The organism is Phyllobacterium sp. 21LDTY02-6, from assembly GCF_023554255.2.
In the GTDB taxonomy this organism is placed as follows: domain Bacteria; phylum Pseudomonadota; class Alphaproteobacteria; order Rhizobiales; family Rhizobiaceae; genus Phyllobacterium.
In genome coordinates, this window is the sequence record NZ_JAMJWD020000003.1 from 185,061 (window position 1) to 200,064 (window position 15,004).

The following is a 15,004-nucleotide window of genomic DNA, read 5'->3' on the forward strand; positions in this document are numbered from 1 at the left end:
TTCGGCGAAAAGCCGTTACCCGCCGCGCAATACCGACCCGATCAATGCCTTCTGCCTGGCGAGGCAATCCGACAATTTGAAACGATGCTCCACCGTTCGGCGCGCGGCTGCCCGTAGCGGAATGAAATCGTCGGGCTTGCGCAGGATGCGCAGCAGCGTTTCCGTCAGCGCGGCTGTGTCGAAGAACGGCACGAGAAGCCCGTTCTTCTCCGATTTGATCACTTCCCGCACCGGAGGCGTATCCGAACCGACGATGAGCGCACCACATGCCATCGCCTCGACGACCGACCATGAGAGCACGAACGGATAGGTCAGATAGATATGGGCCGTCGAAATCTGATAGAGCTGCCGCAGCAGATCATGGGAGATCGGCCCGGTAAAAAGCACCCGGTCCTGCGGCAGGTTATATTCGGCCAGCAGCTTGTCCTTCCATGAGCCGCCGCCGGGTGGTGGCTTGCCGTAGCTCACGCCATCCCCGCCGACGAAGATGAACAGGACATCGGGATTCTGCGCCACGACCCGCGCTGCCGCCTCCAGTGCCTGGGGGAAACCGCGATAGGGTTCGAGGTCGCGCGCCACGAATGTTATGATCGGCGGGTCTCCCGCCTTGAGGACGCGGCCATCGGGCAGGCGCAGCGAGGCGTTCTTGTCCGGCTTGAACCGGTCCTGGTCGACGCCCTCATGGCAGACCGCTATCCTGTTCTGCACCGAGGCGGGATAGAGGCTCTTCTGCCATTGCGTCGGGCTGATGCCACCATCGATGCTTTCGAACGACAGGAGCTGGGATATGTTCCTCAGCCGCAGCCGCTTGCGGGTTTCCGCGTCGGGTCGATCGTCCGGCGCGAAGCCGACATCGGCACCTTCCGCGCGATAGAAGAACTCGCAATAGCCGATGGCGGGGACCTTGGGCATGACGTCCTTCGTGAATATCATGCTGCCCCAGCCGATATGGCCGATGACCAGGTCGGGCTGCTCGCCCTGACGAATCATGGCCTCGAAGGTTTCGGCCACGCGGTGGCCAATTCGGATGTGATGATCCGGGATACCCAGATGCCTGGCCATCTGAGTATCGGAACGGGGTCCGGATTCTGCCCTGTGCTTGATGACGCGGACTGCTGGGAGGCGACGGTCCACGGTCTCGCAAATGAGGCTGACATTGTGCCCGCTGGAGGCAAGATGTTCAGCCAGGGCAGAAAATTGACCAAAACCACGTCTGTGTACAAATGCCACATGCATGATTCAGGCCTGTCCGGGCAGGGTTTGGCAGTTCGGCAAAGGATCAGATGCCGTAGCGTGCGGCATTGCCCCACACCAGTTCGAGCCTGTGTAGCGTCTGGAATGCAATTTCGAGGTTACGCAGATCGTCATCATCCCTGGCCAATACACGATTATAGGCACCACCCGCATCGCGGAGATTGGCGCAGAGCCGCTCGCCTTTTTCGGTCAGCCTGATACGCGCCGACCTCTTGTCCCGTTGCGATGCGACCCGGTCGATGTAACCGCCATCGGCCAGCTGCTTCAGGTAGTAGGAAATGTTGGATCCGATATAATGTCCGCGATCCAAAAGTTCCCCGACCGACAATTCGACATCGCCGATCGCCAGAAGCACCATTGCCTGAGCCGGTCCCACATCTTCGACTCCGAGCTTCGTCATCTCCGTCCTGAGCAGGCTGGAGAATCGACGATTAACCCTCTCAATCATCCTCGCAAGTTCAAAATGCGTCACGACGACAGTATGAACCGGCGGTTTATGTCCCTGTTTTTCTGCAGTTATTTCTGGGAAATCGACGGCATCATAGCCGTCAATAGATGTTTCGACTTCCACTCCTTCGTGTAGAAGTTTCTGTATCATCTCGTTCTCCATCATCCAGTTTACTTCAAAAATTGAAGTAAGTTACGAGTATGTTTTCATTTCTCCTTCGTTTATTTCCCCACCGAAAGAACTTTTTTCTGTCACATTCTGCGCAGTATTACTTTATTAGTCTACAGCCATAGACCAAGGTCGTACGGGCTAACCCGCGGCTGTGTCATTTCCAAGGCAGAATATACATGACTGATACTCGTCAAATTAGTGAGAATGGCAAGAGCCCCGCTGGAAAATTTCCCGCGGGGCCCGCTGTGCCGACCCCACAGGCGCTGATTTATCGAGCTCGCAGGGTCTTCCTCGCTGGCCTCCTCTATGCGGTTTTATTGAGCGCTTGCATCAACTTGCTGCAACTCACGGTTCCCCTCTATATGCTCCAGGTTCATGACCGTGTTTTGAACAGCCGCAGCACGGACACGTTGTTGATGTTGACGGTCCTGGCCATCGGAGCCCTGATCGTCTACGGCATACTGGAGTTCATCCGGGCGCTGTCGTTTCAGGCCATGGGAAGCGCGCTGGTTCGCCGGCTCAATCTGCCGGTTTTGACGGCTGCGGTGCAGGCCTCGGTCGATCAGGGCCTGCCGAAAGCCACGCAATCGCTGCGCGACCTCACCGAATTGCGCAGTTTCCTCACCTCTTCCGCCGTCAGCGCGCCGCTCGATGCCGCGTGGTCGCCAATCTTTCTCGGCGTGCTCTTCCTCCTGCACCCGACGCTCGGCATCATCGGCGTCGTCGCTGTCATCATCCTCGTCTGCTGCGGCGTCATCACCGATTTGCTGACGCGCGGCCTGCTGAAGGAAGCCAATCAGGCGAATATCGAGGCGATTTCGAAGATCAGCGCCACATTGCGCCATTCCGAAGCGATCGAGGCCATGGGCATGCTGCCGGCCCTGGCTCGACGCTGGCGGGGGCTGCAGATGAACGCGCTGGACATGCTGGACCTTGGCGGCGGCCGCAGCCGCGCCATGTCGACGATCGTACGCACGCTGCGATTCATGATCCAGATCGCAACGCTCGGCGCCGGTACGCTCCTGGCGATGGAGCAGGAGATTTCTCCGGGTGCGATGATCGCGACCAGCATCATCGTCGGCCGCCTGCTCATGCCGTTCGACCAGGTCGTGGAAACCTGGCGGCAATGGGTGAACGCCATTGGCAACTGGCAGCGAATCCAGGCGCTGCTGGCGCAGAACCTGGCTGTTCGGCAGACGATGCCGACGCCGCGCCCGCATGGCGACCTGATCGTCGATCGCCTGGTCTATGCGGCCCCCGGTGTGGAAATGCCGATCATCAAGGGCATTTCCTTTGCGCTCTCCCCGGGCGAAGTCCTTGGCATCGTCGGGCCTTCCGCCGCTGGTAAATCCACGCTGGCGCGCCTGATGATCGGCATCGTGAAGCCCACTTCGGGGGGCGTGTTCCTCGATGGCAACAATGTCTATCTCTGGGAGCGCGGGTCCTTCGGCGAGATCGCCGGCTATCTGCCGCAATCTGTCGCACTGCTGGAAGGCACCATCAAGGACAACATCGCGCGCATGGGCGATAGCGATCCGCACCGGGTGCTCGAAGCCGCCCGCCTCGCCGACGTCCACGAGATGATCGGCCGGCTGCCGCTCGGCTACGACACGCCGGTCGGCGACGGCAAGCTGACGCTATCCGGCGGCCAGAGACAGCGCATCGGCCTTGCGCGCTGCCTCTATAACCGGCCGCGCCTGATCGTGCTCGACGAGCCCAATGCCAATCTCGACGCGGTAGGAGAGCGCGCGCTCATGCGGGCCATCGAACATGCAAGGGATGACGGGGCGATCGTCATCATGATCGCGCACCGGCCCACGATTATGCAGGTCGCGGATAAGCTGCTCGTCCTCGAAGACGGCCGGATCACCCAATTCGGCCCGCGGACGGATGTCGTGGCCTCGATAACCCCGACCGGACCCAAGATGGGGGCGACAGGATCATGAGCAAGACAAATCTTCCCAAGCGGATCGGCAACCTCCTGACGCCGCGCTCCGCAACTACCGATGCCGGCAATCTTCCGACCAAATTCGGCTCCGTGAAGCCCGAATGGGTGCTCGATCTCGAGCAGGAGGACCAGCGTTCGCCGCTGCGCAAGCTGATCATCGCCGGTGTGACGACAGTCGGCATAGCCTTTGGCGGCTTTTTCGGCTGGGCCTATTCGGCCGAACTCGGCAGTGCCGCCGTTGCGCTTGGCACCGTCATCGTCGATTCCAAGCGCAAGACGATCAGCCACTTCGAAGGCGGAATCCTCGACCGGCTTCTCGTCCAGGAGGGCGATGTCGTCACGGTCGGCCAGCCGCTCGTGAAGCTCGACAATACGCGGGCACGGTCCGAGCTCCAATCCCTGCAGAGCCGCCGCATCGGCCTTATCGCCAAGCTGACGCGCCTGCGGGCCGAGCAGCGGGGCGAAAGGGAGATCACCTTCCCCTCCGATTTCGTCGCCAAGGCCAATGTCGTCGCCGAGGATGCGATGAAGGCGGAGCGCATCTTCTTCCAGAAGCGCTATTCGCAGAAGATGAGCAAGATCGACGTCCAGCAGAAGACGATCGAGCAATATACGGAACAGGCCAAGGCATCCGCGGCCCAGATCGAAGCCACGGATCGGCAGATCGCGCTGATCAACGAGCAGAGACAGGCGATCGCCGGGCTGGTCAAGAAGGGTTACGCCGAGAAATCCAAGCTGACGGAGATCGAGACGCGGCTCAGCGCGCTTGCCGGCGACCGCGGCGAATATGCAGGCGACAAGGCCAAGGCCGAACAGGCCAAGGCTGGAGCGGAATTCGCGCTTGCCGGCATCGAAAGCGACATCCAGTCGGAAATCGCCGGCGAGATAACCTCGAGCCAGAACGACCTTGCCGATACCGAGGATCGTATCATCGCGGCCGAGGACGTGATGCGTCGCGTCGAGATCAGGTCTCCCCAGGCCGGGATCGTCGACAATATCCGCCTGCGGACGCCCGGGGGCGTCGTCGCGGCAGGCGAGCCGATAATGGACATCGTTCCGGAGAACGAGCCCATGGTCGTCGAGATGAAGATCAGCCCGCGCGATATTGACGGCGTCGCGGTCAATTCACCGGTCCAGGTCAAGCTCACCGCCTATAATCAGCGCTCCATGGCGCCGCTCGACGGCAAGGTAACGTTTGTGGCCGCCGATCAATTGGTCGATGAGAAGAACGATACCGCCTACTTTGTGGCAAGGGCCGAGATTTCGCCGTCCTCCCTGGCCGGAAATTCCGAGATCAAGCTCTACCCCGGCATGCCGGCCGAAGTGCTGATCGTCCATAAGGAGCGCCGCGCGATCGATTACATCATCTCGCCGATCTCCGACAGCTTCAACCGAGCCTTCAGAGAAGATTAGCGTTAGTGCCTGTAATAGCAGGCACTTTCAACGTTAATTCAAAATTCAAAATAAATTGTGGCCAATAATGATGTATAACTTATCTATATTCGATTTAATCAACAATTATATGTATTTCATAAACTTGTCGCAATACATTAATGTAATAAATTGTTACTATGGATTGCCATATTTATATTCCTAATCTAGGTTGCATTTCGATTTGGTGCAGCGCACAATCGTCAGAGCATCGTCGCCGGAACATTTCCGGCTATGTGTAATATCAATGCAGGACAACAAAGGAGAAGCAGATGGCCACTCTAGAAGGCGGCGCCTACGACGACGTTTTGTTTGGCTCCCGTTTTGACGATTTCATCCATGCCAGTGGTGGTGATGATGTCGTTTTCGGCGGGAACGGAAGTGACACGGTATTCGGCGATGAAGGGGACGACCTGCTGTTTGGCGGCAACGGAAATGATTCCATTTTCGGTGGCACCGGCAATGACATCCTCTTCGGAGACAATGGAGACGACGTACTGACCGGCAACGAAGGCAGCGATGTCCTCTTCGGCGGTCGTGGTGACGATGTTCTTCTCGGCGGCGCAGGCAATGACATCCTGTACGGCGACCAGGGCAACGACATCCTTTCCGGCGGCGCTGGAAACGACATCCTTTCCGGTGGTGCCGGCGATGACACGCTCATCGGCGGTGCAGGCAACGACGTCTTCGTCTTCAGCGGCGGTGGCGGCAATGACGTGGTTCTGGACTTCACTCCCGGCCAGGATCACCTCCAGATCTCGAGCGGCATCAACGGTTCCGACATCCAGTCGGCCGACGACGTCGCCTCGCATGTCACGCAGGTTGGTGGCGACGTTGTTGTCGATCTCGGCAATGGCGATTCCGTCACTCTCGTGAACGTGAATGCCGACGACGTGCTTGCTAACCCAAGCGACTACTTCGTCGTTCATTGATAATGGACGGGGCGTGCTGGCTTTGGGGCCAGCACGCCCTTTTCTTTCATATTTTGGTTGGAGCGAAGGGACAATTTGTTGGACCTGAACCATTCAACGGATATTGCAGAGCATATTGAAGGCGTCCTGATCTCCAGACTGTGCGCCGATGTTGCAATTTTGATCTGGGACATTCCGAGCAAGAGCAAGGTTCTGGCAAAATCCTCGCTCGAATCCTCCGCACCGCTTGTGCCCCTCGTCAGCCTTTCCGTACCTCTGGAAACCGGCGGGCAACGCATATATTGGGCGATGCGCACGAAGGACGAGCCGGTAACGCTCCGCCTTTCGGCCGCTGCATCCGGCCCGAGCGAGCAGGTGACGCTCTACCCGGCCGAAGAGCTCGGCCCGCTCGATATCGACCATGCCTTGAACAATATCGGCCCGGCCGGACACATCAAGCTTCTCAACAATGTTCTCAGCACCTGGTGCAGCGCCTTCAGGCTGTCGCAGGATCCCGTCTTTGCTGGCATCGTCCGGGAAATCATGGCGTCGCTCGCCCCCGAGCCTCGCGAGATGCGCAATTGCGGCCAGCCGCTCGAGAACAATCACCTGCTCGAAACGAGCATCGATGCCGAGTTCGGCAAGGTGAACGCGATCTACGGGATAGGCAGTCAATCGGTCATATCGCTGCCGATGAAGATGGTCATCGGGCCGGAGGAGAAGAAAGGCGCGCGATCGCTGCACTTTCTCATCGAATCCGCCAAGACCCTGCCGGCATCCTACCGTTTCGCGATATCGGGCAAGAACGGCATAGCCGTCCGCAGGCTCGCTGAAGATCCGGCCCCCTCCAGCTTCCAGAAATGGTGGACGAAGCGCCAGAACGAGCCACGACTGCGCGATTTTCTGGTGCATCACCTGGCGAAGATCCAGCCAGTCGGCGCTGCGACGGCCATCGACCTGCAAATGCGCACGCCAATGCCCGTGCGGCAGATTGCCAGGAGCGCTACCCAGCCCGCGGCAGAGATCGACCTGGCGCTGGCGCTGGACGGCGGATTGCTCGTCGGCGGCTGGACCAATGATCCGGTCGGCATGTTCGCGGGTATCGAATATCTGACCGAGGCAGGCGCAGCCATCCCGCTGGAGCCGCATTTCTACCAATTCCCCGGCAAGACCGACAAGAAGGCGGAAGGTCCCGGCGCGGACGTGACGGGCTTTGCCGCCTGGCTCCCCCAGATCAAGAATCTCGGACCGCTGCTTCAGCCGCGGTTCCAGATGCGGCTTCTTTCGGGCGCGACTGCACCGCTGACACCCCAGCTTCAACCCTTCGAGCCATCGGCCCAGCGCATGCGCATTCTGCGTTCGGTCCCGCCGCAGCACGCGAAGGACGAGGTCTTCCGCAACATTCTCGCCCCTGCCCTGCGTGAGGTCGAAGCGAAGCTCGGCAAGGCGACCAAGATCGCGGAGGTCAAGGAATTCGGCGAGCCCTTGGCCAATGCACTGGTGTCGATCGTCATCCCGCTTTACCGGAACCTCGACTTCCTGCGCTTCCAGCTATCGGCGATGGCCACGGATCCATGGCTCGTCGCCAATGCCGAGATCATCTTCGTGCTCGATTCACCCGAAATCCAGGACGATACGGAACATATGCTGGGCGGGCTTCATATACTGCATGATCTGCCGATGAAGCTCGTCGTCATGAACCGCAATGGCGGCTATGCAAGGGCATGCAATGCCGGCGCCAGCCAGGCGACCGGCACAATACTGGTAATGCTCAATTCGGACGTGGTGCCCTGCAAGGCGGGATGGCTGGATGAATTGATCAATCCGCTGTTCAAGCAGAAGAAGCTCGGCGCCGTCGGCCCGAAGCTGCTTTTCGAGGACGGCTCGCTCCAGCATGCCGGCCTCTATTTCGCCAGGGATCGCCGCGGCGTCTGGCTGAATCATCATTTCTACAAGGGCATGCCGGGCAATTACGCCCCGGCGCAGATCGCTCGCAATGTCCCGGCCGTGACGGGCGCATGCCTCGTTACGCGCAAGGACATCTACGACCTCGTCGGCGGTTTTACCGATGATTACGTGATCGGCGACTACGAAGACAGCGATCTCTGCCTTAAAATCCGCCAGATCGGCTTTCAGATTGCCTATGAGCCCGGCGTGGAATTGTATCATTTCGAACGCCGCTCGATACGCCGCAGTTCGGATTACATGCGTGGTCTGGCCAGCCAGTACAATTCCTGGCTCCATACCCAGCGCTGGAACGACGATATCATCGATCTGATGGCGAGTTACCGCGATGAGGCCGTGGAAGACACGGTCGCGCCATTCGTTAGCAAGAAATCCGAAAGGAGCGCCGCTTGACCGAGGTCATCGCACTCAAGAAAGCACCCAGCGAACAAGTGAACCTCTTCGACAATGATCACGTCGAATGGCTGATGGAATCCGTCCTCAAGAACCGTTTTCTCCCGGCTCCGGAGCCGGAGAACATATTCGTGGGCGATGGCAGCTTCCAGGCGGTCGGCGTGGAATTCCTCGGCCATTTCATCCGCAAGGGCGGCCTGCGGAAGACCAACCGCGTCCTCGACATCGGCTGCGGCATCGGCCGCATGGCCGTGCCCCTGACGCAGTATCTCGATTTCAACAATGGCAGCTATTGCGGCGTCGATCCCGTCTCCGGCGGCATCGAATGGTGCAAGAAGAATATCAGCGCCAGGTACGGCAATTTCGACTTCACCCATGTCGACATTGCCCACAACCTCTATAATCCGAAGGGCAAGGTCAACGGCCTCGAACTCTCCCTGCCGTTCGAGCCGCGACAGTTCGATTTCATCATCATGACTTCGGTGGTCACGCATCTGCCCGACGAGGAAGTGATCGCCTATCTGCGCGAGATCGAAAGGCTGCTTGCTCCTGGCGGTCGCCTGTTCATGACCGCCTTTATCGTTGACAAGGTGGCGCGGGAAAACGCCTCCCAGAAGCGCGATCCGCGCCTTGCCTTCGAACGTTACGACGATGGCCCCTGCTGGTTCGTGCCGGAATTGCCGCCGCTGGCAGCCGTCGGCTTCGATGATGGCTTCATCGACCGGGCGCTGACAGGCGCCGGGCTGGTGACGACGACGAAGTCCTTCGGCCATTGGCGCGGCACGCCGTCCGACCACTACCAGGACCTCTTCATCGCCGAATATGATGGGGCAACGCGATGAAATCCCGCGTCCTGGTCGCTGCGCATAATCATCCCTCCCTTCACCCGGGCGGGACGGAGATATTCGCCCATGACCTGTTCCGCGCCTATCAGCGCGATGGTCATGAGGCGCTGTTTCTCGGCGCGACCAACAAGATCCACCGCGAGGAGCGCCCGGGCACGAGTTTCCAGAGCATCGGCACCAAGGGCGATGAAATCCTGCTGTGGTCAGGGCATTTCGACCGTTTCTTCATGAGCCAGGTCGATCTCTACGGCATCGTTCCGGACATCGTGGAACTGCTCAACGATTTCCGTCCCGACATCGTCCATCTCCATCACCTCCTGCTTCTCGGAGCGGAGTTTCCGCATATAGTGCGCCGCGTTCTGCCCGACTGCCGCATCGTCATGACGCTGCATGATTATTATCCGATCTGCCATCATGACGGGCTGATGGTTCGTACCTCCAACCGCGAGTTGTGCCATGGCGCGACGCCGGACAGGTGCCATGCCTGCTTCAAGGATATCCCGCTGGACAAGTTCGTCCTGCGCGAGCGTCATCTCAAATCGCTGATGAGCACCGTCGACGGTTTCGTCTCGCCAAGCGAGTTCCTGAAGCAGCGCTATGTCGATTGGGGCCTGCCGGAACATCTGGTCAGCGTCATTCCCAATGGCCAGCCACAGCGACCCGCGGCCGCGCGAAATGAAGAATTCGGCGCCGGGAAGCCGGTATTCGGCTATTTCGGCAATCTCAATCCATGGAAAGGCACGACGGTCCTGCTCGAAGCAGCGAAATTGCTGATCGCAGAAGGCCTGGATTTCGAATTGCGAATCCACGGTGCCGCTCCCTTCCAGAGCGAGGAATTCGTGGCGGAGATCGATCGCCTTTTCGCGGAAACCTCGCCCACCGTGCAGCGCCGCGGCAGCTATCGCCGCGACGATATAGCGGGGCTCGTCGCTTCCGTGGATTGTGCAGTGATGCCCTCCATCTGGTGGGAAAACGCGCCCCTCGTCATCCAGGAAGCGCAGGGGCAGAATTGTCCCGTCATAACCAGCAATATTGGCGGCATGGCGGAGATGATCGAGCATGGAGTGAACGGGCTTACGGTTCCGCCCAATGATCCTGTCGCCCTGGCCTCGGCAATGCGCCGGATCGCCTCCGATCCGGAATTCCGGCAACGCCTGGCTGGATCGGCCCGCGCTCCGGACACAATTGAAACGACCGCGGCAAAATACATGGCTCTCATCGAGACATTGCGCCCCGATCGTGTCGAAGCCGCCTGAAAGGAACAGTCATGACTGTTGTGACACAAGTACCGCCGCAGGCCGCGCCTCAACCAAGGACAGCGCCGCCCGTGCAGAACAATACTCCAGCACCGCCCAAGGCGGCGGAGCCGATGAAGGGAAGGGTCGATGCGATCGATGACGGCCGCCTGTTCGGCTGGGCCTTCGATCCGGCGACACCGACGAAGCGCATCACCATTCGCGTCCTACTCGACGGAAAGCCGATCGCCGAGGCGGTCGCCGACCGGGACCGGCCGGACCTGAAGCGCAGCGGCATCGGCGATGGCTCGCACGCCTTCGAGGTCATGCTGCCGCAATTCGCCGCCATCCGCGCTGCGGAACTCGTCGTCATCGCCATCAACGAGGCGGGCGTCGAGCAATCGCTCCGTGTCCCGAAACCGGCGGAACAAGCGGCGGAAGCGCTCATCGCGGCGCCGATGACCCGCATTCTCGACAAGCTCGACATGCTCATGGCCGCCCAGCGACAATTGCAGGTGAGCCAGCGCGCCTTGCAGCGCCCCACCCCTGTGCTTGATGGCGCCAGCGGCGAGACCGCAAGCGAGGGCGGCGACGTCCGCAGCGCGGTCGAAGCCATGCGCGGCGAGGTCAGCCAGCGCCTGACGGAACTCGACGTGCATCTGATGCGCATGGACAGTGTCGTCGGTGGCATGGAAAAGCGGATAGAGTCGCTGCAGAAGCGCTCGGGCGGTGACGTCAAGCCGCTGATCCTGCTTCTGTTCGTCCTGGTCGGTTTCGCCGCGGGCGCCATAGCCGCCGTGTCGATCCTTTAAGAACTGGCAGCGGAACGAGCCGATGCATGGTGACGACAGGAACGTATTGCCGATAGCGAGGACGAGCAGCCGCCAGCCGGAGCGTCACTCGCTGCTGATGGACGGCGAAATGGTCGTCGGCAGCCCGGTCGACGATACGCTCGTGCTCGTCATGGGCATCGGCAGCCTGAACGCCGATCAGGTCTCGATATTCCTCAATGGCGATCCCGCGCTCAACCTCAAGGTCACGCTTGTCTGCTGGCCGCTGAAGGATGCGTCGCCGCGCGGCACCCATGGTTTCGTGGCGGTGGTGCCCACCGGAATGCTGCGGCGCGCACCGTTCAAGACGATCATGTTCCAGCACAAGACGAAGGTGACGCGCTATACCTTCGTCAGCCGCGCCGCGTCCACCGGCGATCTCATTTCCATGGTGACCGATCTTGCCGGTCCCAATCTGCCGGCCGTCATCGACGGGTTGGTCGAAGCGCTGATTTCGGGGCCGATCGGCCGGCGCAAGCTCGCCGCGATCACGACCTTGTTGCAGGCCGGCGCCCGTTCCGACGGCTGCGTGGAACTGATCGGCGGAAGCGACGAAGGCGAGATCTTCGTGCAGGGCTGGGCCCAGGACCTGACCGCGTCTGTCACGCGGGTCGTCATCAGCGGCCGGGTCTCCTCGCTCGCGGAAAGCGCCATTTCCGTTTTCGCGCGGCCCGACCTTGACGAGAATTCCTCCGGTTTCGCCGGCCTGCTGCTTTCTCCGGAACCGATCGAGCCTGCGGATATCGACCGCCTTCTGTTCCGCGGCCGCCGCGGCTGGCGGTTCACCGAGGTCTACGACCGCCGGCTGGTCGTCGGGGCGCGGGAAACGCCGACCCATGTGCGAGCGATATTGCCGCGTGTTCGCGGTTCGGCCGACATATTGCTGCGGATGCGCTCCGCCGCCAACCGCTTCGACGGTACGGAAACCGTATCGGCGCTGCCAATCCCAGTCCGCGCCGGCATCGACAGCGTCTATCGCATCGATGGCAGCGGCCTGCTCATCTGCGGCTGGCTGCTCGATCCCGATAATCATGTGCAAAGCGTGAAGCTGCGCCGTCACCGCGGCGAATGCCAGATCGACCGGGGCTGGACGCGCGTCGACCGGCCCGATGTGACGGCGGAATACGACAATCGCGCGCCTTTCCACGCCGGCCTCGACCCCAACAAGCACGCCCATGGCTATGTCGTCTTCGCACCGGAACTCGATGGCGACAGCACTGCGCCCTTCTATCTCGAATTCGGCTTCAGCGGCGAGCGGCGCGCATTCCTGCCTCTCACCCCGACGCGCGTGACTTCGCGCGAGGCTGTGGTCAGGCAGATCCGGGCAATCGATCCGGAGGCCTGGGCCCTGCGGCACATCGTCGAGCAACAGCTCGTGCCGCTCCTGAGCGGCGTCAAGCGGCCGGCGCCGGACATATTCGGCGTCGTGGATTTCGGCAGCTTCGAAGATGCCGAGGGTCCGGCCATCATTATCGGCGTCGATGAGCGCGTCGAGGAAATCGGCCCGCTGCTCGCCCTCCTGGCGCTCGATCCGGAGACGCGCCAGGCGCCGATCGTCATTGCTGCAGCGACGGATATCGCCGACCGCATAGGCGTGCAGGTGCGCCGGCTGGCTGAGTTCTACAAGCTTCGGGTGCGTCTGGTCTCGGCCAGTGGCTCCGAAGATCTCTACGATGCGCTGGAAGTCGGGAGCCGCGCCGTATCGACCGAGACCGTGGTCTTTCTGGCCGCATCGCTTCTGCCGCGCGGCCCGGGCTGGCTGAGCAAGCTGCTGGCAGCCTATGAGCAACGCGGCAATTGCGTCCTTTCGCCGACCCTTGCCTATGAAGACGATTCCATCCGCTGGGCGGGGACATGGCTTGCAAGCGAGCAATCCGACCGCGCGCTCGTCAGCCGCTATGCCGGATATCCCATCGATGCCGTCGCCCGCATGGGAACGATGGAGGTTGCGGCCGCGACATTCGAGTGCTGCGTGATGCCGCGGGAAGCCCTGTTTTCGGTCAATGGTTTCACGCGCGGCTATCTCGGGACGCACGAGAAGGGCCTCGATCTCGGCATGAAACTCAAGAAGGCGGGTCTGAAGTCCTACTGGCTGCCATCGGCGCAGATGCTCGGCTCGGACGATATATCGGCCACGGACAAGCCGACGACGATAGCCCTGATCGAAGGCATCGACCGCCAGATTTTCGATGCGCGCTGGGGTTCCGGCCCGGCCCGTTCGAAATCGGCGCCAAAAGGAGCGGCATGATGAGCGAAACATTGCGGGTCCTCGTGGTTTCCCATGCCCATCCGAGCGTGTCCCTCGGCGGCGGCGAAATTGCCTCCTACAATCTGCACAAGGGACTGAACACGCTGCCGGACGTGCAATCCGTCTATCTCGCCCGCGCCGCCCATCCGGTGCCGAGGCATGGCACGACGGCATTGATGAGCCTGCGCCGCAGCAGCGACGAGATTCTCTTCCACGCGGATCAGTATGACCATTTCTACATGTCCAACACCAATACGGACGAGATCCGCCGGGACCTGCTGCGCTTCGTCCGGGATTTCAACCCGCAGGTGGTTCACTTCCACCATCTGCTCGGCCTTGGCGTGGAAACGCTCTACGCGATAAGGGAGGCGCTGCCCGACAGCGCCATCGTGCTGACCTTCCATGAATATCTGGCGATCTGCAACAATGACGGCCAGATGGTGAAGCGAGGCACCGGCAAGCTGTGCAATGAAGCATCTCCCATAGATTGCCATGCCTGTTACCCGGAAATACCGCCCGCGCGCTTCCTGAAACGGGAGCGGTTCATACGCAACATGCTCGAGCTCGCCGATGCTTTCGTGGCGCCGAGCGAATTTCTCGCCCGCCGCTACATGGAGTGGGGTATCGGCGCCGACAGGCTGCATGTCATCGAGAACGGCCTGGCGATACAGCCCGTCGCCCCGCCGCGCGAGCTGACCGGCCCCACCCCGCGCCGCAACCGGTTCGCCTTTTTCGGCCAGGTCACCCCGTTCAAGGGCGTCGATGTGCTTATCGATGCCGTCTCGCGGGTTCCCGAAGACGTCTGGGGCGAGGATACAAGGCTGATGATCTTCGGCGGCAATCTCGAGAAGCAGCCCGCGGAATTTCGCGAACGGATAGAAAAACTGATCGCCGAGGCCGGTTCGCGCGTCCGCTTCCACGGCGCCTACCAGAATGGCGAAATACCGCGTCTGATGCAATCGGTGGATTGGGTCGTGATGCCGTCCATCTGGTGGGAGAATTCCCCGATCGTCATCCAGGAAGGGCTGCATCATCGCCGTCCGATCATATGCTCCAATATCGGCGGAATGGCCGAGAAGGTCAGGGATGGCCAGGATGGGCTGCATTTCCGGGCCGGAAGCGCGGAAGACCTCGCCGATCGGTTCACCGAGGTGCTTCGCGACCCGTCCCTATGGGACGAACTGCATCAAAGCATCCGGCAGCCGGGAAATCATCTCGACTGTGCCGGCGATCACATGGCGCTCTATGCCGGCGTTCTCGACAGCAAGCGGCAGGTTGCCTCCGGCGCCGGTGCAGACGCCCAGCTGTCGCAAGCAAGCTGAACA

General features: G+C 60.9%; 11 protein-coding genes. 9 read left to right on the forward strand and 2 right to left on the reverse strand.

Features of this window, described 5'->3' with window-relative positions:
- Positions 1-15: 15 nt before the first annotated feature.
- Both M8997_RS12360 and M8997_RS12365 read right to left on the reverse strand, forming a co-directional pair.
- Positions 16-1,236, reverse strand: coding sequence for a glycosyltransferase family 4 protein (locus M8997_RS12360; RefSeq protein WP_250017585.1), 1,221 nt, complete (start codon positions 1,234-1,236; stop codon positions 16-18).
- 43 nt (positions 1,237-1,279) lie between these two features.
- Positions 1,280-1,849, reverse strand: coding sequence for a MarR family transcriptional regulator (locus M8997_RS12365; RefSeq protein ID WP_250017853.1), 570 nt, complete (start codon positions 1,847-1,849; stop codon positions 1,280-1,282).
- Positions 1,850-2,049: 200 nt separating this feature from the next.
- On the opposite strand from M8997_RS12365, the gene M8997_RS12370 reads away from it, so the two are divergent.
- The 9 genes from M8997_RS12370 to M8997_RS12410 all read left to right on the forward strand — a co-directional run bounded on the left by M8997_RS12370 (position 2,050) and on the right by M8997_RS12410 (position 15,001).
- On the forward strand, positions 2,050-3,819 hold the full coding sequence (locus tag M8997_RS12370) for a type I secretion system permease/ATPase (protein ID WP_250017582.1): 1,770 nt from the start codon (positions 2,050-2,052) through the stop codon (positions 3,817-3,819).
- The gene (locus M8997_RS12375) at positions 3,816-5,234 is read left to right on the forward strand and encodes an HlyD family type I secretion periplasmic adaptor subunit (RefSeq protein WP_256473275.1); all 1,419 of its coding nucleotides are present in this window, start codon (positions 3,816-3,818) and stop codon (positions 5,232-5,234) included. The genes M8997_RS12370 and M8997_RS12375 overlap by 4 nt, the downstream gene beginning before the upstream one ends.
- 290 nt (positions 5,235-5,524) lie before the next feature.
- Positions 5,525-6,184: a calcium-binding protein gene (locus tag M8997_RS12380; protein ID WP_250017580.1), complete on the forward strand. Its 660-nt coding sequence runs from the start codon at positions 5,525-5,527 to the stop codon at positions 6,182-6,184.
- Between the two features lie 78 nt (positions 6,185-6,262).
- Positions 6,263-8,521 (forward strand): glycosyltransferase family 2 protein, encoded by a 2,259-nt coding sequence (locus M8997_RS12385; RefSeq protein WP_250017578.1) that lies wholly within the window; start codon positions 6,263-6,265, stop codon positions 8,519-8,521.
- Complete coding sequence (locus tag M8997_RS12390; RefSeq protein ID WP_250017576.1) at positions 8,518-9,363, forward strand: class I SAM-dependent methyltransferase; 846 nt, start codon at positions 8,518-8,520, stop codon at positions 9,361-9,363. The genes M8997_RS12385 and M8997_RS12390 overlap by 4 nt, the downstream gene beginning before the upstream one ends.
- Positions 9,360-10,622 (forward strand): glycosyltransferase family 4 protein, encoded by a 1,263-nt coding sequence (locus tag M8997_RS12395; RefSeq protein ID WP_250017573.1) that lies wholly within the window; start codon positions 9,360-9,362, stop codon positions 10,620-10,622. Before M8997_RS12390 ends, M8997_RS12395 begins: the two co-directional genes overlap by 4 nt.
- A gap of 11 nt (positions 10,623-10,633) precedes the next feature.
- A complete protein-coding gene (locus M8997_RS12400; RefSeq protein WP_371929568.1) occupies positions 10,634-11,413 on the forward strand; it encodes a hypothetical protein in 780 nt (259 codons plus the stop codon).
- Between the two features lie 22 nt (positions 11,414-11,435).
- Entirely contained in the window at positions 11,436-13,679 is a 2,244-nt protein-coding gene (locus M8997_RS12405) for a glycosyltransferase family 2 protein (protein WP_250017571.1), read from the forward strand.
- Positions 13,679-15,001, forward strand: a complete 1,323-nt coding sequence (locus M8997_RS12410) for a glycosyltransferase family 4 protein (protein WP_250017569.1) — start codon at positions 13,679-13,681, stop codon at positions 14,999-15,001. Before M8997_RS12405 ends, M8997_RS12410 begins: the two co-directional genes overlap by 1 nt.
- Positions 15,002-15,004 lie beyond the last annotated feature (3 nt).

Coding starts and splice junctions, on each gene's coding strand:
- M8997_RS12405 (WP_250017571.1), top strand. CDS start 11,436: ATGCATGGTGACGACAGGAACGTATTGCCGATAGCGAGGACGAGCAGC.
- M8997_RS12400 (WP_371929568.1), top strand. CDS start 10,634: ATGACTGTTGTGACACAAGTACCGCCGCAGGCCGCGCCTCAACCAAGG.
- M8997_RS12395 (WP_250017573.1), top strand. CDS start 9,360: ATGAAATCCCGCGTCCTGGTCGCTGCGCATAATCATCCCTCCCTTCAC.
- M8997_RS12380 (WP_250017580.1), top strand. CDS start 5,525: ATGGCCACTCTAGAAGGCGGCGCCTACGACGACGTTTTGTTTGGCTCC.
- M8997_RS12410 (WP_250017569.1), top strand. CDS start 13,679: ATGAGCGAAACATTGCGGGTCCTCGTGGTTTCCCATGCCCATCCGAGC.
- M8997_RS12370 (WP_250017582.1), top strand. CDS start 2,050: ATGACTGATACTCGTCAAATTAGTGAGAATGGCAAGAGCCCCGCTGGA.
- M8997_RS12360 (WP_250017585.1), bottom strand. CDS start 1,236: ATGCATGTGGCATTTGTACACAGACGTGGTTTTGGTCAATTTTCTGCC.
- M8997_RS12375 (WP_256473275.1), top strand. CDS start 3,816: ATGAGCAAGACAAATCTTCCCAAGCGGATCGGCAACCTCCTGACGCCG.